Origin of the sequence: Corallococcus silvisoli (assembly GCF_009909145.1) — a bacterium.
In the GTDB taxonomy this organism is placed as follows: Bacteria; Myxococcota; Myxococcia; order Myxococcales; family Myxococcaceae; genus Corallococcus; species Corallococcus silvisoli.
The window spans coordinates 1-18,604 of the sequence record NZ_JAAAPJ010000010.1 but is presented as its reverse complement, the minus strand read 5'-3'; the positions used below and the strand labels follow the sequence as shown (position 1 = coordinate 18,604).

Genomic DNA, 18,604 nt, shown 5'->3' with positions numbered 1-18,604 from the left:
GCTCCTTTCACCAAGGAGCGCGCATGCGTCGTCGTCTGATTCGCGGTCTGGGGCTGTTCGCGGTGCTGGGTCTCACGGCCTGTGGTGGCGCCGTCGAGGATGGCACGGGCGCGGAGCCCAAGGCCCAGGAGCAGCAGCTGCGGCAGTGCCCGGAGAGCGGCGTGTGCGGCGCCGGCGAGGTCTGCTACTACGGCCCGGGCGGCCCCTGTTATCCCTGCAAGACCTTCCCCCAGTACTGCAGCGGCGGCCCTGCCTAGCCGCCGGAAGTGTTGAGCTTTCAGGCCCCCTTCGTCCGGTGAAGGGGGCATCCCATTCTGAATTTGATTCTCAGAATTGAACGCCCCAGGGGTGGTTGGTAGAAGGCGGACGTGAATCGCGCCGCCTCCATCACGTTGTGCCTGCTGCTCTCGCTGTCCTCCTCCGTCCGGGCTGAAACGCCCACATCCGACGAAGGGCGCACCTGGCACCGGTTGGTGGGCATCCTCCAGTACCTCCAGGCGGACTACCCGGCGGCGGTGGCGTCGCGCTCCGAGTTCGAGCTGACGGAGCAGAAGAGCTTCGCGGCGGAGGCGCTGGAGGCGGCGAAGGACCTGGGCCCGTCGGCGGCCACGTTCGTGCCGCGGGTGGAGGCCATCCAGGCGCGCGTGGACCAGGCCGCGGATCCCGAAGGCGTGAGCCGCGACTGCGGGGAGCTGGTGGAGAACCTGGTGCTGGCGGGAGGCCTGGCGCGCAGCCCGCGCCTCGCGCCGGACCTGGAGCATGGCGCGAAGCTGTTCCAGGCGAACTGCGCCGCCTGCCATGGCGCGGACGGCAAGGCGGAGGTGTCCATCGCGGCCAACATGGAGCCCAGGCCGGCGAACTTCCAGGACCCGGAGCTGATGGCGGACGGCCTGACGCCCTACAAGGCGTTCAACACCACCAGCTTCGGCGTGCCGGGCACCGCGATGCCGGCCTACCCCACGCTCTCCGAGGATGACCGCTGGTCGCTGGCCTTCTTCGTCTTCACGCTGCGCCAGCCGCCGTGCCCGGGCGAGCCGCCCAACGCGTCGCTGGAGCGGCTGGCCACCTCCACGGACGCGGAGCTCGCGAAGGCGTACGGCGTGGACAAGGTCGCGTGCCTGCGCCGGCACATGCCGGACGCGGACGAGGAGAAGGTGCTCCTGAGCGCGCGGGCGGCGGTGGGCCACGCGCTGCGCCTGGGCGCGGATGGCGACTACGCGGCCGCGAAGACGGCGCTGCTGGATGCGTACCTCAACGGCCTGGAGCCGGTGGAGCCCAAGCTGCGCGGGCGCGACCCGGACCTGACCCAGAAGCTGGAGAAGGCCTTCCTCCAGGCGCGGCTCGCCGCCGAGCACAAGAGCCCCCAGTTGCAGGACGAGGGGCGCGAGCTGTTGTCGCTGTTGGATCAGGCGCGCAAGTCCACCGGCAGCACGACCGACCTGCTGTCCGTGATGTGGCTGACGCTGCTCATCCTGCTGCGCGAGGGCTTCGAGGCGACCATCATCGTCACGGCGCTGCTGGCGGCGCTCAAGAAGATGAAGGCCATGGACCAGGTACGCGTGGTGCACGCGGGCTGGATGTCCGCCATCGTCGTCGGCGCGCTGGCGTACATCGTGGGCCGGAAGCTGCTGGCGGGCGCGCAGCGGGAGTGGATGGAGGGCCTCACCGCGCTCGTCGCCGTGGCCATGCTGCTCTACGCCGCGCTGTGGCTCAACGCGCGCGCCAACGTGAGCCACTTCATGGGGGAGCTGCGCCAGCGCATGCAGGGCGCGCTGGGCCGGGGCAGCATGTTCGGCCTGTTCGCCATCGCGTTCACGTCGGTGCTGCGCGAGAGCTTCGAGACGGCCATCTTCCTCCAGGGGCTCGCGGTGGACTCGGCCGCGGGCGTGGCCTGGGGCGTGGTGGCGGGCATCGTGACGCTGGCGGTGCTGGTGCTCTTCATCAACCGCATGGGCTACCGCCTGCCCATGAAGACGCTGTTCAACATCTCCACCGGGGTGCTGGTGGTGACGGCGGTGATGCTGCTGGGCAAGGGCCTGCACTCGCTGCAGGAGGTGGGCGCGCTGCCGCTCATGCCCGTGCGCTTCATCTACGTGGACATGCTGGGCCTGTACCCGGACGCGCTGTCGTTGGTGCCGCAGGCGTTGCTGGCCGCGGCGCCGCTGCTCTACCGCGCCCTGCGCCGCCGTCCGCGCGTGGAGACGCCGGCGTCCGGGGGTGGGGCGACGCAGCCGCCGCCCTTGCGGTAGCGTGGGACGTGGTGAAGCACACACGTCTGTTCCCACTCCTCGCCCTGCTGCTCGTGTCGGGTCTCGCCTCCGCCCAGGAGGCCCCCGCGGAGCCAGGACCGGCCACGGCCCCGGCCGGCAGCCTCACGCCGCCGCCCCTGGTGGGCGCGCCGGACGAGGACGTGCCCCCTCCGCCCGGAAGTGAAGGGACCTCCGCGGGCGCCCGCCCCTCCGTCACCGCCGGAGCCCTGCCCGGCGCGAAGGCCGCGCCCGCCAAGGACCCGGTGCCGCGCGTGGGGATGGAGGTGCTGGGCGGCGCGGCGGGAGGCGTGGTGGGCGCCACGGTGCTGGGGTCCTTCGGGTACCTGCTGGGCTCCGGGACGGTGGGGTGTGACGAGTGCCTGGTGATGGCCGCCGCGGGGGCCGCCGCGGGGGCCCTCATCGGCATCCCGGTGGGCACGTACGCCGGCGGGCGGTTCATGGGCGGGAGCGGCCGGCTGGGCGCCACGGTGGCCGGGAGCATGGTGGGCTGGGGCGCGATGCTGCTGACCCTCACGCTGGTGAACAGCGGCTCCTCCGACGTGCCCGCGCCCGTCAACGCCGCGCTCTTCATCCTCCCGGTGGTGGGGGCCAGCGCGGGCTTCGAGCTGTCCCACGGAAACGCCCTGAAGCAGGAGGCGGAGGCACCCGCGCCGACGACCAGCGTGCGCCTGCTGCCCGTGGCCACCTACAGCGCGCAGGGCCCGCGCCTGGCGTTGATGGGCAGCTTCTAGGACGCCCGCCCTGGCGCCCCCTACACGCGGAACCAGGTGAAGGAGTCCTCGCGCACGCGCCCCTCCGACACCAGCTTCTCCAGTGAGGCCAGGGCGCTCCGCTCCGCCACGGGGTGCAGCAGCGGCGGCGTGTCCGCGTAGGCCGTCGCCACCACCTCCGCCAGCGTGGCGCCCGTCGTGGGCACCGCCTCCAGGACCAGGGCCTCGCGCTGGGCGCGGTGGCGCAGGTATTCGTTCAGCTTTCCGGGGCCGTCCGGCACCGGCGCGCCATGCGCGGGGTAGAGCGTGGTGACGGGCCAGTCGCGCAGGCGCTTGAGCTGCGTGAGGTAGTCCACCATGTTGCCCTCGGGCGGGTCGATGACGATGGAGCCCACGCTCGCCACCATGTCGCCCACGATGGCCGCCTTGCTGCGCGAGTCCACCAGGCACACGTGCCCGCGCGCATGCCCCGGCGTGTGCAACACGTGCCAGCGCTGCTGCACCGGCCCGTCCAGCAGCAGCACCTCGCCGTCCTCCAGCAGCCGCTCCACCGGGAAGTCCAGCCGGTCCGCCGTGCGCGCATGGCACCAGAGCGGGATGCCCAGCCGCTCCTTCACCGCGAACGCCCCGCCCACGTGGTCGCCGTGATGGTGCGTGAGCACCACCGCCACCGGCCGCAGCCCCTCCGCCTTCAGGCCCGCCACCAGCGACAGGAGCTTCGCGTACTGCTTCACGTCCGAGGAGCCCGGGTCGACGATGAGCAGGTCGCCCGTGCCCAGCACGTACGCGTTGGTGTGCGTGGCGGGCGGCAGCGTGGGCGTCTCCAGCGCCACCACGCGCACGCCGCGCTGGAACTCGATGCGCTGGGCCACGTAGCCCGGGCAGAACGGCGGCGTGCTCAGCCGCGCGCGCGCGTCCGCCTCATCCGTGAACTCCGCCAGCACCTGCAACGCGTGCTGCGCGGGGGGATGCAACAGCGCCGAGCCGTCGCTCCAGCGCGACAGCGCGTCCTCCGGGCGGATCCACGCCCCCTCCGACAGCTCCCCGGGGAGGATGCTCGCCCCAGCGCCCTCCGGCAGCTCCACCAGGTAGAAGCGCGTGTCGAAGCGCACCGGCACGGAGGGCGGCGTCACCCACCGCCCCGCGGGCCGCAGGTCCTCCGCGCGCAGCGACAGCGCGTGGTGGGCCAGCCACTCGCTCCACTTCGCCGTGCCCGCGAGCAGCGCCGCCCGGCCCGCCTCCAGCACCTCCGGGGACACGGCGCGCGCGCCCTCCGCCACCAGCACGCCCACCTCCTCGAACAGCTCGCGCGCCGCCGCCGAGCGCAGCGCGGCCTCGTCGCCCTGGGCGCCCTGCACGGGGACGGCCGCGTCGTCCGCGTCCAGCTTCCCGCCGGGGAAGGCGTAGAAGCCGCCCGCGAAGGCCAGCGCCCGCTCGCGCTTCACCCAGAACACCTCCACGCCCTGGTGCGCGCGGCGGTAGAGGATGACCACCGCGGAGGAGCGGGGCTCCACGGGGGTGTGGGGCCCGAAGAGGCCCAGGCCGGGAAGGGGCTCGCTCATGGTTGCACCGTCCTTCAGGATTGCGTCGTCTGGCCGAGCAGCCGGCCCATCATCTCTCGCGCCCGCTCCGCCTGGTCCGGCCGGACGTAGAGCCGCGTCAGGCGCACCGCGCCACTGTAGCGCTGGTAGAGCGGCGTATAGCGCGCCACCTCCGTCAGCCGGCCCGTGGACACGTCCAGGATGAACAGCCCCGGGTTGCCTCCGGCGGAGCCCACGTACTTGCTGAGCGTCCCCTTGGACTGCACCGTGTAGTGCTCGAAGCCGCCGCTGGTGAGCGCGCTGTTGAGCACCTCCAGGTCGTAGCCCGTGTCCCGCTCCGTGAACTGCGCCAGCAGCTTGAAGCCCTGCCGGCGGCTGATGCGCTCCGCCCACCGGTTCTTCGAGCGGCGCAGCGTGTGCCAGAGCGCCGCGTCGTCGCAGAGCAGGAAGGCCTCCGGGTCGGAGGGGATCTCGAACTCGCCGGGCGTCTCCTCGTAGTACCGCCGGAGCATGTGGTCGAAGTTCACCGACGTGTGGTGCAGGTACACCGACACGAACATGTGGTAGCGGCTGAGCAGGAAGTCCTCGAACGCGAACGCCGCCGCGCGCGACAGGGCCAGCACCGCCCTGCCGTCCTTCACCGCCGGGTTCAGGTTGGAGACGATCCAATCCATGTCGTACCGGCCATAGTTCACGCCCGTGTAGAACGAGTCGCGCAGCAGGTAGTCCATCCGGTCCGCGTCCAGCTCCCCCGACACGATGGCGCGCAAGAGCGGCGTCCAGTCCACGCCCTGGTGCGTGAAGCCCGGGTCCTTCGGCGGCTTCGCGCCGGAGATGAGCGCCACCACCGCCATGGGGCTGATGCCGCGCGGGCCGAACTCGCGCTGGATGACCTCCGTCAGCGAACTGTCGAGTATCAGCTTCGCGGTGAAGTCCTCGTGCGTCGCCTGCTCCCCTTCCGCCACGGAATCCAGCCAGCCGGGCAGCCGCAGCAGCGAACGCCGGGGCGCGATGCGCTCGGACGCGTGCGACAGCGGCATGTGCCCCAGGTCGTGGCAGAGGACGGCCAGGCGAACGGCCGTGCAGAAATGTTCACGCACATCGTCCGGCAGGTCGGACCGGCTGGCCACGGCGCCAAAGACGCGCGAGGCGACGAACATGGCGCCCAGGCTGTGGGCATGGCGGGTATGGGTGGCGCCCGGGAAGGCCAGGTCCCCGAAGCCCAACTGACGCACGTAGCGCAGCCGCTGATAGAAGCGGCTGTCGATGACGGCCTTCTCCGGGTCGCTCACCGGGATGACGCCGTGAATGGGGTCGCGAATCCGCATGTCGTCCTTGCCGGGCCTCGGTTCCAAGGGGGCCCGGACCTGCTCCCACGGGCCGCCCACCGTAGCGCATACCCCGACGGGCGGTAGCCCTGTGAGGGGCCAACCAGCCACCACGTCACAGGCTGGGAAGGTCCCTGGGGACGTGCTAACCCTCCACTCACTCCGAATGCACATCATCCTGCTGCACAATCGTGACCACGAGCTGTTGGAGGACGACCCCGGGCGCGAAGCTCGCGAGGACGTGGTCCGGGTGGCCGAGAACCTGGCCCAGGCGCTGAGCCGCGACGGCGTGAACGCCGAGCCGCTCGCCATCGAGGGAGACCGGCTGGACTTCGTGGAGGCGCTGCGCTTCCTCCAGCCCGACCTGGTGGTGAACCTCTGCGAGTCGCTGGCCGCCGACAGCCGCGGGGAGATGGCCGTCCCCTGCCTGCTGGACGCGCTGGGCCTGCCGTACACCGGCTCGTCCGCCCTGTCGCTGGGGCTGGCGCTGCACAAGCCCAAGGCGAAGGAAGTGCTGCGCGCCAACGGCGTCTCCACGCCCGCCTCCTTCGTGGTGCGCCGCCGCGAGGACGCACTCGCGGTGGACCTGCCCTGGCCCCTCATCGTGAAGCCCGCGCGCGAGGACGCCAGCGTGGGCATGGACTTCGACTCCGTGGTGACGGAGCGCTCGGCGCTCGTGCGGGCGTGCGAGTCCGTGCTGCGCACCTTCCATCAGCCCGCGCTGGTGGAGCAGTTCATCCCGGGCCGGGAGGTGTACGTGCCGCTCCTGGGCAACAGCCCCCGGCAGGCGCTGCCCCTCACGGAGATCCACTTCGGCCGCGCGTTCGACAACCGTCCGAACATCGTGTCGTACCGGGCCAAGTGGGAAGCGGCCTCCCCGGAGTACCGGGACTCGCCCACCGGACCGTGCCGGCTCGACGCAGTGCAGGAAGCCCGTTGCATCCAGACAGCGCTGGAAGCATTTGCAGCGCTGGACTGCCAGGACTATGGACGCGTGGACCTTCGGGTGTCGCCCGAGGGTGTGCCGTACGTCATCGACATCAACCCCAACTGCGACCTTCATCCGGGCGCGGGGTTCGCGAAGGCGGCGCAGGCCGCCGGCATGGACTACGCGACCCTGGCCTCGCGACTCGTGGAGGTCGCTCTCGAAAGAGCCCATGGAAATCCGCACACTCGAAAGAAAGGACCGGGAACCGCTCGCCGCGCTGATCCGGCGAATCGAAACCTTCTCGCAGGAGGAGCAGGACTGCGCCATCGAGCTGGTTGACACCGCGCTCACCGCGGGCAACCGGGACTATTCCATCCTCGTGGCGGACCGCGGGCAGGACGGCGGCGGGCTGGTGGGCTACGTCTGCTACGGCCCCACGCCGATGACGGAGCACACGTACGACCTGTACTGGATCGCCTCCGCGCCGGAGGTGCGTGGGCAGGGCGTGGGCGCGCAGCTGGTGTCCTCCATGGAGGGCGACCTGCGCCGCCGCAAGGCCCGGCTCATCCGCGTGGAGACGAGCGCCACGGAGGCCTACGGCCCCACGCGCGGCTTCTACGCGTCCATGAAGTACGGAGAAGAGGCGCGCCTGCGGGACTTCTACAAGCAGGGCGACGACCTCATCATCCTGACCAAGCGCCTGTAGTCCTTCGCGCGGTTCCCCTGGCGGGAGCCGCCCAACCCTGGGCGTGAAGACGCCGCCCGGGTCCCCGTCAGGAGGGGCAGATGCTTCCCACGAACCGACCGATGCGACGCACCCGTCTGGGGCTGTTGAGCCTGCTGCCCCTCTTGCTGGGAGCCCCCTCCCCCGCCTGGGCCCAGGCGCCCGCCGCGCTGAAGTCCCAGGCGAAGGCCGCGGCGGCCAAGGCCCAGGCGAAGACCGCCCAGGCGCCGCAGGCGCAGGAGGTCTCCGACGTGCTGAAGGTGCCGCGCCCCAAGGGCGGCGAGTACTTCGGCCTGTACCTGATGGACAAGAAGGTGGGCTGGTTCTTCAGCGACCTGACGGCGCTGCCGGGCAACAAGGCGCAGAGCATCAACGAGCTCATCTTCAAGGCGCAGGTGGGCACGCGCGTGTCGGAGCGCGTGCACCGCGAGGTGCGCATCTATGAAGCGAAGCCGGGCGGCAAGCTGCTGTCCTTCACCGTCACGCAGCGCGGGGACGGCGGGGACCAGGACCTGGTGGGCACGGTGACGGCGGACGGGCTGCGCGTCGTGCGCAAGCGCCCCGGCCAGCCGGATGAAGTGCTCAAGCCCCTGCCCGCGCCCAAGGAGACGGTGGAGGACGCGGACCAGGCGCGCGTGGCGCTGCTGCGGGGCAAGCCGGTGGAGGGCGTGACGCTGGACGGCACGGACCTGGAGGGCTACCGCACCGTCACCACCGTGGAGGCGCCGGAGGAGCAGGTGCTGGCGGGCGTGAAGGCGAAGCTGTCGCGGGTGAGCACGCTGTCGGACAAGGAGAAGGTGCCGGTGACGGCCCTGCTCACGACGGACGGCAAGATGGTGCGCGTGGACTTCGGCCAGACGATGCAGGCGCGCGCCGAGTCGGAGGCCGTGGCGAAGCGGCTGGACCTGGTGGAGGTGTTCGGCCTCACGCGCGTGGTGCTGCCCAAGCCGCTGCCCGCGAAGGCGCGCGAGGTGCCGGGCCAGGTGAAGCTGGTGATGAAGAACCTGCCGGCGAAGTTCCAGCAGAACACCTACCGGCAGAAGTACACGCCGCTGCCGGACGGCCGCGTGGAGGTGACGCTCACGGCGGCGCCGCCCGCGCCCAACGGCCGCAAGCCCCGGCCGGTGGCGGACCCGGACGGCGGGGAGAACCTCAAGTCCACGCTCGCGGTGGAGTCGGACGCGCCGGCCATCCGGGCGCAGGCCAAGAGCATCATCCGCGAGGAGAAGGACGCGTACACGGCGGCGCGGATGCTGTCCGCGTGGGTCTACAGCAACCTGCAGAAGGACTACGGCGTCAGCGCGGACCGGGCCACGGACGTGCTGCGCCAGAAGAAGGGCGACTGCACGGAGCACTCGCTGCTGACGGTGGCGATGCTGCGCGCGTCCGGCATCCCCGCCCGCCGCGTGGACGGCGTCATCTACATGGTGAACGCCGACGGCGTGCCCGCGCTGTACTGGCACGAGTGGGTGGAGGCCTACGTGGGGGAGTGGACCCAGCTGGACCCCACCTTCAACCAGCCCGTCGCGGACGCCACGCACTTCTCCGTGGGCTACGAAGGCAACGCCGAGATCACGCCCCTCATCGGCTCGCTCCAGGTCACCGACGTGAAGTAGCCGCCGCGCGTCCCGGGCCCGCTTTCAGTGGCCCGGGGCCGCCAGCAGCCGCTCCGCGAGCGTGGCCGCGTCGGTGACGGGCCGCTCGCAGACGAAGCCGCGGCAGAGGTACGCCGCGCCCTGCCCTTCCACCGGGTCGCGTCCCTCGAAGAGCTCATGCAGGCGCGCGGGCGGAGGCGTGCCCGGGTCGTTCCAGCCGAAGGAGAACACCGGCGCGTAGGTGCGGTTGGCGGCGGCCAGCAGGGGCGCGACGGCCTCCCGCGTGCCCGCGAAGGTGACGCCCGACGCGCCGTCCAGCAGCGAGTCCGCCGCCAGCCCCAGGTGCCCGTAGCCCAGCGGGTTGCGCACGAGGGAGTCGTGCAGCTTCGCGACGTAGTGCTCCGGGTGCTCCAGGTGGCACACGTCCCCGGTGAGCGCCGCGAGCGCCACCTGGGCCTCCGTCAGCGTGGAGGCGCCGGACGGGAAGGCGTTGTCGAAGAGGGAGAAGGCAGCGACCACCAGGTCCTTCTGTCCCCGGGGCGCGGACAGGTACGCGTGCTTCTCCTCGTCCCAGAACAGCTCCACCGCGCGGTGCGCGAGCGCGTCCGCCGCGTCCAGGTACTTCGCGTCGAACGTCGCCTGGTAGAGCGCGGTGAGCCCCGAGGCGAAGTCGCCGTAGTCCTCCAGGAAGCCGTCGATGCGGCCCTGGCCGTCCTGGTGCGAGCGCAACAGCCGCTTGCCGTCCCACATGTTCGCGAGCACGAAGTCCGCCGCGTTCGCCGCCAGCCGCGCCCACTCCGGGCGGTTGAACACGCGAGACGCCAGCGCGAGGCCGCGGATCATCAGCCCGTTCCAGCCCGCCAATATCTTGTCGTCGCGGCCCGGCTTCACGCGCTGCTCACGCAACAGGTAGAGGACGCGGCGGGCCTCCGCCAGCTCCTCTTCCACCGCCTCCACGGGGCGGCCCTGCGCGCTCGCGAGCTCCGCCACCGGGACGACGACCTCCAGCACCGTGGCGCCGTGCTCGAAGTTGCCCCCGGGCTTGACGCCGAAGTGGCGCAGCACCGTCTCCGCCTGGGAGGGGGAGAGCGCCGCGCGGATCTCCTCCGGGCGCCAGACGAAGAACTTCCCCTCCTCGCCCTCGCTGTCCGCGTCCTGCGTGGCGTAGAAGCCGCCCGCCGGGTCGGTCATCTCGCGGCGGACGTATTCGACGGTCTCCTCCACCACCTTGCGCCAGAGGGGGCGCGACTCCACCTGCTCCGCCTCCGCGTACAGGTGCAGGAGCTGGGCGTTGTCGTAGAGCATCTTCTCGAAGTGGGGCACCAGCCAGCGCTCGTCCACGGAGTAGCGGTGGAAGCCCCCGCCCAGCTGGTCGTAGATTCCCCCCAACGCCATGCGCTCCAGCGTGCGGAACACCGCCGCCTTCAGGGGCTCGCCGCCGCCGCGGCGCCAGGCGCGCAGCAGCAGCGCCACGTTCATCGGATTGGGGAACTTGGGGGCGCCGCCGAAGCCGCCATTCACGGGGTCCATCCGCTTCGCCATCGCGTGGCCCATGGCCACGATGTCCTCCGCGGAGAGGTGGGCGGGAGCGGCATCCAGGCCGTGCGTGGACAGCTCGCCCAGGCCCTCTTGGAAGCGCTGCGCCTGGTCCTCGATCTCCTCCGCCTTGTGCTCCCACGCGTCGCGCAGCGCGGCGAGCAGGCGCGGGAAGCCGGGCCGGCCGTAGCGGTCCGAGGGCGGGAAGTAGGTGCCGCCGTAGAAGGGGCGCAGGTCCGGGGTGAGGAACACCGTGAGGGGCCAGCCTCCGCCCTGCCCCATGAGCTGCACGACGCCCTGGTAGATTTGATCCAGGTCGGGGCGCTCCTCGCGGTCCACCTTGATGTTGATGAAGCCCTCGTTCATCAGGCGCGCGATTTCGGGGTCCTCGAAGGACTCGTGGGCCATGACGTGGCACCAGTGGCACGCGGAGTAGCCCACGGAGAGCAGGATGGGCTTGTGCTCCGCTCGGGCGCGGGCCAGGGCCTCCTCGCCCCAGGGGTACCAGTCCACGGGGTTCGCGGCGTGCTGGCGCAGGTACGGGGAGGGCTCCCGGGCAAGACGGTTGGTGGCCCCGGAGGGGGGATGTACGGCCATGGAGGGCTCCCGGTGCGAAGAGGGGCTTCGCGGGACATCACATTGTGAGCCTGCGAGCACGGGAGCAAGCCGAAATGGCCTCACTCGCCGCTGGCCAACGGCCCTCCGGTGCGCTTTGTCCGGGGGGCGTGCGTGCGTCCGCCCACTCCAGCCCCGGCCCGGGAATGAAGGCTTGCATCGCCCTGGTGGCGGTGGGCGTCGCGGTGCGGCTCGCGCTGGCGGTGGGCACGGACGTCTATTTCGACGAAGCCTATTACTGGCAATGGGCGCGGCATCTCGCCTGGGGATATTTCGACCATCCGCCGATGGTGGCGTGGCTCATCGCCGCGCTGGGCATCCGGGGGTCGGCGCTGCTGTGCGGGCTGGGGACGGGCGTGGCGGTGTGGGGGCTGGCCCGGGACGTGTATGGCTCACGCGATGCGGCATGGCGCGCGGTGGCGCTGTGGAGCGCGGTGCCGGTGGGCATCCTCTCCGGCGTCTGGGCCACGCCCGACGCGCCCATGCTCCTGTTCTGGTCGCTGGGGCTGTGGGCGCTCTACCGCGAGCGGTGGGTGCTGGCGGGGCTGACCTGTGGCCTGGCGCTGCTGTCGAAGTACCCGTCCGTGCTGCTGGGGCTCGCGTTCATGGTCGCGGCGCTGCGGGCCCGGCGGTTGCCCGCGGGGGCATGGCTCACGGCGGGCCTGGGGCTGCTGTGCTTCCTGCCGGTGGTGCTGTGGAACGCGAACCATGACTGGGTGGGGTTCAAGTTCCAGCTGAACCACGGCCTGGGTGGGCGCGGCGGCTGGGGGGCGTTCGGCGAGTTCCTGGCGGGGCAGCTCGCGCTGGGCGGACCGGTGCTGTTCCCGCTGGCGCTGGTGTACGCGGTGCGCGGGCCCCGGGAGCAGTTCCTGCTGCGCATGGCGGCGGTGGTTCCGCTGCTGTTCTTCGGCTACGCGGCGGCGCGCACGCGGGGCGAGGCCAACTGGCCGGCGGCGGCGTACGTGGCCGCGTGCATTGGCGTGGCGGGGATGCGGCCTGGGTGGCAGCGGGCGGCGGCGTGGAGCGGGATGGCGGTGACGCTCGCGGTGACGTCGCACCTGCTGTTCCCGGTGCTCACCTTCGAGCGCGACGTGGTGCTGTCGCGGACACACGGCTGGAGTCCGCTGGAGAAGCTGGCCGCGCCGGAGCAGCTCTTCGCGGGGATGCCGCCTGGGCGCACGCCCGTCTACGCGCCCTCGTACCAGCTCGCCTCGCAGGTGGCGCACGCGGCCGGCGTGGAGACGGACACGGCGGGCCCGGCCCGGCGCAAGAGCCAGTATGACGTCTGGCCTGAGCTGGCATTGAAGCCCGGGCAGGACGTGCTCTGGTGTTCGGAGAATGGCGTGGAGCCGCCGGAGGAGCTGATCCAGCGCGCGAGCGCCGTGCAGGGGCCCGTGGAGCTCACGGGGGAGTTCCAGGGCCGCGTGCTGCACACGTTCACGGTGTGGCGGCTGGTGGGGCTCAAGCCCGCCAGCCCTTGACCTGACGGTTCACCCCTTCAAGGCCCGGGCGAGGCCGGAGCGAGGCGAGGAAGACGCCTCGGCTCCAGCCATCACCCTCGGAAGGGTCCCCGTCGCGGCGGCCCGCTAGTCCTTCGTGCAGACCACGTCGTCGATCTGGAGGTGATCGCGGTCCGCGACGCTGCGGCTCGGGTAGAAGAGCAGACGCCAGTCGCGCACGTTGCCCACGAAGCGGAAGAACACCGGCTGCCACTCGTCGCTGTCGACGGTGAGGAAGTCGGTCTGCACGCTCCAGCCGCCGCTCGAATAGCTGCGGTGGCGAATGGTGCCGTGGCCGCGCACCCGGTACGAGCACGAGTAGTTTCCGGTCGGGACGTTGAACTTCTCGAGCGAGAAGCGCTCCGCCACCTGGATGGGGACGACGAACTGGAGGGCCCTGGAGCCGCCGTGTGTCGCGGTCGTGTAGGGCTGGAGGCGCGAGGGCTTGATCTCCGTGCCCGGGTCCGTGAGGCCGTTGTCCAGGCCGTACCAATAGTCGGGGATGTAGTTGTTGCCGTAATAGGGGATGGAGTAGGTGCTCCAGCTCTCGAAGCCACCATTGCGGATGATGTTCGCGGGATGGTCGGCGGAGACGCAGCGCCGGGTCGCCGGGTCGCAGGCGGGCAGCGCCCCCCGGCAGTCGAGGGTGGTGAAGCAGGCCCCCGCGGCCAGCTCGCACGTGCCGGTCGTGGGGTTGCAGCTCGTCGCCGGGTTGCTGCAGGTGACGCCCGCGCAGGGGTCGCCCGCGACGCAACGATGCGTGGCCGTGACACACACAGGCGTCGCAGGAGTGCCCGCGCAATCCGCGTGACGGGTGCAACGGTCCGAGGAGGTCACGCAGGTGTGGGTCTCATCGCAGGACTGCCACTCGCTGCAAGCCGAGGCGTCGCCGCAACGGCCAGACAGCGGCTCGCAGGTCGCGGTCGCATTCACGCAGCGCTGCCAGGTCTCACAGCTGACGCGGTCGCACGGCTCCTCGGCCCGCACGCAGCGCACGTCGTCGAGGAGCAGATGGTCGCCGCTGGTGTTCCGGACGCTGAAGATGAGCTCGAAGGTGTCGAAGACGTCGGCGGCGAGGTTGAAGTTGTACGCCAACTGCTTCCACGCGGAGCTGCTGACCGTGGTGTAGGACGAGTACGAGGAATAGTCGTCGCTGAAGAAGGCGTTCCGCACCTCACCCGTGCCCCGCACCTGGTAGGTGCAGGAGTAGCGGCCAGCAGGCATCGACTTCGCCAGGGTGGTGAAGCGCTTGTGCGTGGCGGAGGGATTGACCAGCCGGACCGCGTTCACGCCCTCGAAGGCGTTGGTCGTCTCCTTCCGCACCACGTCCGACGTGAAGTTCGACTTGCTCCCGAGCCACTTCGCCGGCAGCTCACCGGGCCACTCTTCGAAGCCCCAGTTGTCGATGACGTTCCCCACGACCCCGGTGCCGGCATCGGGCGTCTCGGTGCCGGAGTCCGGCGTCTCGGTGCCGGAGTCGGGCGTCTCGGTGCCGGCATCGGGCGTATCGGTCCCGGCATCGGGCGTCTCGGAGCCAGAGTCCGGCATCTCCGTGCCGGAGTCCGGGGTCTCGGTGCCTGAATCCGGCGTCTCCGTCCCGGAGTCGGGGGTCTCCGTGCCGGAGTCGGGCGTCTCGGTGCCGGAGTCCGGGGTCTCCGTGCCGGAGTCCCGTGTCTCGGTGCCTGAGTCCCGCGAGGTCTGACCGGCGTCGGGAGTCACCTCGGGATCAGAATCACCGCAGGCGACCACCAAGATCAGCAGCGAAGCCAGACATGTTCGAAACAACGCCACAGCGAGCCTCCAATTTTCCAGAAATTGGCCACTCGTACCACACTTCTCCAGGAGGAGGGCACCCTGAGCCAGCGCCTCATTCGAGGTTTCCCTGCAACGAAGCCGTGAACAGCCGACCAGGTGGTTTCCGAGGCAAAATTGGGAATGAAGGGACGCCTCCGCTCCGGGTGAGGGCTCAAACCCATACAACCCGGATGAAGAGGAACGCGAAGCAGCTCCTCGCCGACAACCATCGCGAAGGCGATGAGGCTGCTGGCCACGGACCCCACCTCGTCCGAGCACAGCTTCTCCCCCGGCTGGATGATCCCCGGCCACGCCATCTTCCGCATCACCTCCCAGCCCAGCCGCCGTCGAGCGCCTGGAACACACCGTCCAGGCTCACGCACCAGAGCGTGATGACAGCCAGGTAGAACAGCGGCGGATAACGCTGCACGGAGAAGCGCAAGGTGGCCCGGATCCGGGGCAAGGAGGGGCCTGCTCATGCCGCCACCAGGGTCACGGAGCCCGTGGAGCCGTCCACGCGGATCCGCGCGCCGTCGGGGATGCGCGTCGTCGCGTGCGCCACGCCCACCACCGTGGGGATGCCGAACTTCCGGCCCGCGATGGCCGTGTGCGACAGCATGCTGCCGCGCTCCACGACGATGCCTCCAGAGGCCAGCATCAGGAACAGCCAGCCGGGGTCCGTCTCCTTCGCGATGAGGATGTCCTCCTTGTTCAGCGTGCCCACCGCGCCCGGGTCCCGCACGACGCGCGCGATGCCTTCCACGATGCCCGCGCTCGAACCGATGCCCTTGAACAGCGAGGCGTCCTCCACCACCGCCTCCACGGCCCTCGGGATGCCGCCGGCCACGCTGCCCACGGTGGTGAAGTCACGCGGTGGCTGGCGCTCCTGGTTGTCCTGCTGCTCCCGCCGCCGCAGCCGCGTGAGCTCGCCCAGGTTCCGGGTCACGCTCCGGCCCTCGAAGTGGTCCATCACCTCTTTCATCGTGAGGTAATGCACGTCCAACGGCGCCCCGAGCGTTCCTCGCTCCGCCATCCGCTGACCGAGCGCCGCGAACACCTGCTTGCTGAAGCCAAAGAGCTGACCGCGCCAGAGCCGGCTGTCCTCGCGCAGCCCGATCACGGTGCGCAGCCGCTCCAGGAGCTGCTGGATGGCGAGCTTCCGCAAGGACTGGCCCTGGAGGAGCGCGGCGAGCTGCGCCTCGGCTTCCCTGCGCCGTGCCAGGTCGGAGGCCCGCAGCGCTTCGCGGGTCACGGACGTGCGCGCGTAGGACTGGACGATGCGCACCAGCTCCCAGGGCGTCTCGCGCAGGTTCGGGCGCTCCACGTTCAACTCCTGAACACCCCGGTCGCCGTACTCGCTCAGGTGCTCGCGGAACGCCCGGGCGAACACCGGGGACACCTCCCCTGCCTCGATGCTCCGCCACACGGCCTCCGCGTCCTCGGCCTCGAAGCGCTTCGCCAGCGCCGCGTCCGCGCGGACGGACTCCGCGAGCGCCACCGCGGAGAGGAGCGCGTGGGTGCTCGCATCCGGCCGGGCCCCGCACAGCAGGCCCACCAGCAGCGCGCTGGGGTCTTCGCCGGTCCACTGGCGCAGGAGCCTCCGCGTCAGCCCGAAGAGCGTGTTGATGTACCAGTGATTGATGAGCGTCAGGCCCCACCAGTTGCCCACCTCCGTCCAGACGCGCCGGAAGTGATGGATGAGGACCAGCGGATCCTCCCGGGCCGGGTTCAGGGACCGCAGCCCCGCGAGCGTCTGCTTCCACCACGCCTCGAACGCGTTGAAGTCGCGCTGGAACGTCGCGGTGACGCTCAGCGCCCCCACCACCGAGCGCCCCAAGGCGAGCGCGTAGCTCGCCGTGCTGGGGAAGCTCTCACGGTGGCCGGGCAGGCGCAGGACCAGGGAGGCGTCCAACTGGAGCACGTCCTCCAGGTCCCGCATGGACGTGAGCGCGATGAACGGATTGATGCCATTGACGTGCATCAGGTTCGACAGCGAGTGGTAGACGCGCCCGTCGATGAACCCCAGCATGTTCTGGAACGCGGGCGTCTGGTCATGCAGCGCCCGCGCGTCCGCGCCCCGCATGCGGCGCAGCAGGTCGTAGAAGCTGACCTCGTAGAAGTGGCTGGCCAGTGAGTACGTCAGCGGCGTGGTGACGCCCGGGAAGCTCTCCGAGACGTTCGCGCAGCCCCACACGCGGATCTTCCGGAAGTCGAAGGCGATGGGCCGCGACTGCAACACGTGCAGCCACCCGTCCGCGGTGAACGTGCCTTCGATGTCCTGGGGAGCGCCGAAGGTGCGCTCGATGTTCCGTGCGAGCGTGGCCAGCCGCCTCAGATCCTCCTCCGAGAGACACGGTGCGTCCCGCAGGGGCTCCGGAACGGGCTGGTGGAGGAGTCCTCCTCCGGGCGCGGGGTTCTCACACAACATCTCCGCCTTGTGGCCCAGCTCCCGGTCGATGCGTCCCGTCAGGGGATGGATGAAGTAGTGGTCCACGCCGACCTTCTCCTGGACGACCCCCTCCCCGATGCCGTGCCCCGCGACGACCAGCATCCTGCGCTCGGTCGTCTTCGGGTCGCACGTGAAGGCCACGAACGAGCGGCGTCCTGGAACCATCCGCTGGACGCCCACCGCCACGGTGAGGCCACGGACGTCACGCCCCTGGGCCAGCCGGTAGATGAGCGCCTCCGGCGTATAGGCGGACGCCCAGCAGCGGCGAATCCGCTCCAACAGCAAGTCACGCCGCACATAGAGGAACGTCGAGCTCACGCCCGCGAACGGATCCGTCTCCGAGTCCTCGCTCTCCTCCAGCCCGCGCCCCACGACGGAGGCCCGCACCGCCACCGTTCCATCCACGCAGAAGGTCCGGTCGAACGTCTCCAGGATGGCGGCTTCATGCTCGGCGGCGAGGGGGACTTCGAGGAAGAGGTGTTCAATCTCATCCGCGACGCGGCGGATGTCCTGATGCGAGGTGCTGTCCACCGCGGAGATGAGCTGTTCGATGGCGGGGAGGATGGGCCGCGACACCTCCTGGAACATCGTGGTGGTGAGGCAGAAGAAGTCGGGGACCGGGAAGCCGTGCTGCGCCAGGTGCTGCTGGCCCGCGAATTTCTGACCGACGTGCCGAGGGTCGCCGGCCTCGGCCATGGAGACCAGGGGAAGAGGAGAAGACATGGCGGGGGTTCCTTCAGGAACGAAAGGCAGTGAGGGCGCTTCGCAAGGCATCCATCGGAGCGCGCGACAAAACGCCCTCCGGGCCAGTCACCGCCGCGAGCCGTGAGACATCCAGGCACTGCGAGCAGGTCATCAACTTCAGACGCTCCGCCATCGCACGGGCACGCGGCCTGGCAGCTCCGACAGGTTCCCCAGCGGGCCCTCGCGACAGGCGCTGCCCACGCGCACGCCCAGGGGCGTGGCATCCGCCCACGCCGCCAGCTCGTGATACTCGGAGGCCCATGCGCCCAGATAGAGGCCGCGGTGCTCCTGGAGCGCGGCGGCCAGGAACTCCGCCTCCTCCACGTTCTCCACCGGGACGCGACAGGGGTGCTGGACCTCCGGGAGAAGCGGCTCGGGGACGAGCAGGAACGAGATGGCTTCCGGCGACTCCACCCGCGAACGACGCTCCGGGTGGCTGGAATCAAGAACCATGTCTGCCTTTCTCCAACCGAGGGGGAAAGACAGTCTAGGAACCCGCATGTATCGATACGAGAACCGGGCAGAGCCACCTCGCTCACGGCGGGATCAGGACCCAGAGGATTCCCGCGACAGGCGTCGTGAAGCACGACCCTGAAGCGGGTGAGACGTCACGGCCCTTCGGGCGTCACGCGCTCACTGCGCCCTCCTCCCAGCATCTCCCCCCACCGCGCAGGTAGAGGATCCCCGTCGTGAGCGTCGCGCCGGAGTCCTCGCGCCCCATCCCCCCCCTCGTCGACGGCGACCGCGAGCCCGTCCTACAGCGAGCGGGTCTCGTAGCTGGAGGGGGCATCGACGTGGAAGGCGAGGTCCACGTCGCGGCTCTCGCCCGGCGCCAGCTTCACCCTCCAGGTCGCGATGCCATCCGCGGCGT

General features: G+C 70.7%; 14 protein-coding genes. 7 read left to right on the top strand and 7 right to left on the bottom strand.

What is annotated here, in order from left to right:
• Nucleotides 1-23 precede the first annotated feature (23 nt).
• From GTY96_RS20475 to GTY96_RS20465, 3 genes are all read left to right on the top strand, one after another.
• Complete coding sequence (locus GTY96_RS20475) at nucleotides 24-257, top strand: hypothetical protein (protein ID WP_143900480.1); 234 nt, start codon at nucleotides 24-26, stop codon at nucleotides 255-257.
• 111 nt (nucleotides 258-368) lie between these two features.
• Nucleotides 369-2,249, top strand: a complete 1,881-nt coding sequence (locus tag GTY96_RS20470; protein WP_161665559.1) for an FTR1 family protein — start codon at nucleotides 369-371, stop codon at nucleotides 2,247-2,249.
• 11 nt (nucleotides 2,250-2,260) lie between these two features.
• Entirely contained in the window at nucleotides 2,261-3,001 is a 741-nt protein-coding gene (locus GTY96_RS20465) for a GlsB/YeaQ/YmgE family stress response membrane protein (protein ID WP_143900484.1), read from the top strand.
• A gap of 20 nt (nucleotides 3,002-3,021) precedes the next feature.
• On the opposite strand, the gene GTY96_RS20460 is transcribed toward GTY96_RS20465, so the two are convergent.
• Both GTY96_RS20460 and GTY96_RS20455 read right to left on the bottom strand, forming a co-directional pair.
• Nucleotides 3,022-4,542, bottom strand: coding sequence for an MBL fold metallo-hydrolase (locus GTY96_RS20460; protein WP_161665558.1), 1,521 nt, complete (start codon nucleotides 4,540-4,542; stop codon nucleotides 3,022-3,024).
• Between the two features lie 14 nt (nucleotides 4,543-4,556).
• Nucleotides 4,557-5,849: an HD domain-containing protein gene (locus GTY96_RS20455; protein WP_161665557.1), complete on the bottom strand. Its 1,293-nt coding sequence runs from the start codon at nucleotides 5,847-5,849 to the stop codon at nucleotides 4,557-4,559.
• Between the two features lie 166 nt (nucleotides 5,850-6,015).
• On the opposite strand from GTY96_RS20455, the gene GTY96_RS20450 reads away from it, so the two are divergent.
• From GTY96_RS20450 to GTY96_RS20440, 3 genes are all read left to right on the top strand, one after another.
• The gene (locus GTY96_RS20450) at nucleotides 6,016-7,116 is read left to right on the top strand and encodes a D-alanine--D-alanine ligase family protein (protein ID WP_143900490.1); all 1,101 of its coding nucleotides are present in this window, start codon (nucleotides 6,016-6,018) and stop codon (nucleotides 7,114-7,116) included.
• Nucleotides 7,007-7,483: a GNAT family N-acetyltransferase gene (locus GTY96_RS20445; protein WP_143900492.1), complete on the top strand. Its 477-nt coding sequence runs from the start codon at nucleotides 7,007-7,009 to the stop codon at nucleotides 7,481-7,483. Before GTY96_RS20450 ends, GTY96_RS20445 begins: the two co-directional genes overlap by 110 nt.
• A gap of 101 nt (nucleotides 7,484-7,584) precedes the next feature.
• Nucleotides 7,585-9,117: a transglutaminase-like domain-containing protein gene (locus GTY96_RS20440; RefSeq protein WP_235685748.1), complete on the top strand. Its 1,533-nt coding sequence runs from the start codon at nucleotides 7,585-7,587 to the stop codon at nucleotides 9,115-9,117.
• 24 nt (nucleotides 9,118-9,141) lie between these two features.
• Here the strand turns inward: GTY96_RS20440 and GTY96_RS20435 are convergent, their stop codons facing one another.
• The gene (locus GTY96_RS20435) at nucleotides 9,142-11,229 is read right to left on the bottom strand and encodes a thioredoxin domain-containing protein (RefSeq protein WP_143900497.1); all 2,088 of its coding nucleotides are present in this window, start codon (nucleotides 11,227-11,229) and stop codon (nucleotides 9,142-9,144) included.
• A gap of 164 nt (nucleotides 11,230-11,393) precedes the next feature.
• Between GTY96_RS20435 and GTY96_RS20430 the strand changes: the two genes are divergently transcribed.
• A complete protein-coding gene (locus tag GTY96_RS20430; RefSeq protein ID WP_143900499.1) occupies nucleotides 11,394-12,728 on the top strand; it encodes an ArnT family glycosyltransferase in 1,335 nt (444 codons plus the stop codon).
• Nucleotides 12,729-12,833: 105 nt separating this feature from the next.
• Here GTY96_RS20430 and GTY96_RS20425 read toward each other — a convergent pair whose 3' ends face one another.
• From GTY96_RS20425 to GTY96_RS20410, 4 genes are all read right to left on the bottom strand, one after another.
• A complete protein-coding gene (locus GTY96_RS20425) occupies nucleotides 12,834-14,465 on the bottom strand; it encodes an invertase recombinase-like protein (protein WP_328700954.1) in 1,632 nt (543 codons plus the stop codon).
• Between the two features lie 400 nt (nucleotides 14,466-14,865).
• Nucleotides 14,866-15,003, bottom strand: coding sequence for a hypothetical protein (locus GTY96_RS20420; RefSeq protein WP_161665554.1), 138 nt, complete (start codon nucleotides 15,001-15,003; stop codon nucleotides 14,866-14,868).
• Between the two features lie 12 nt (nucleotides 15,004-15,015).
• Complete coding sequence (locus GTY96_RS20415; RefSeq protein ID WP_161665553.1) at nucleotides 15,016-17,712, bottom strand: PEP/pyruvate-binding domain-containing protein; 2,697 nt, start codon at nucleotides 17,710-17,712, stop codon at nucleotides 15,016-15,018.
• Nucleotides 17,713-17,850: 138 nt separating this feature from the next.
• Nucleotides 17,851-18,186, bottom strand: coding sequence for a hypothetical protein (locus tag GTY96_RS20410; protein ID WP_186001854.1), 336 nt, complete (start codon nucleotides 18,184-18,186; stop codon nucleotides 17,851-17,853).
• Nucleotides 18,187-18,604: the final 418 nt, after the last annotated feature.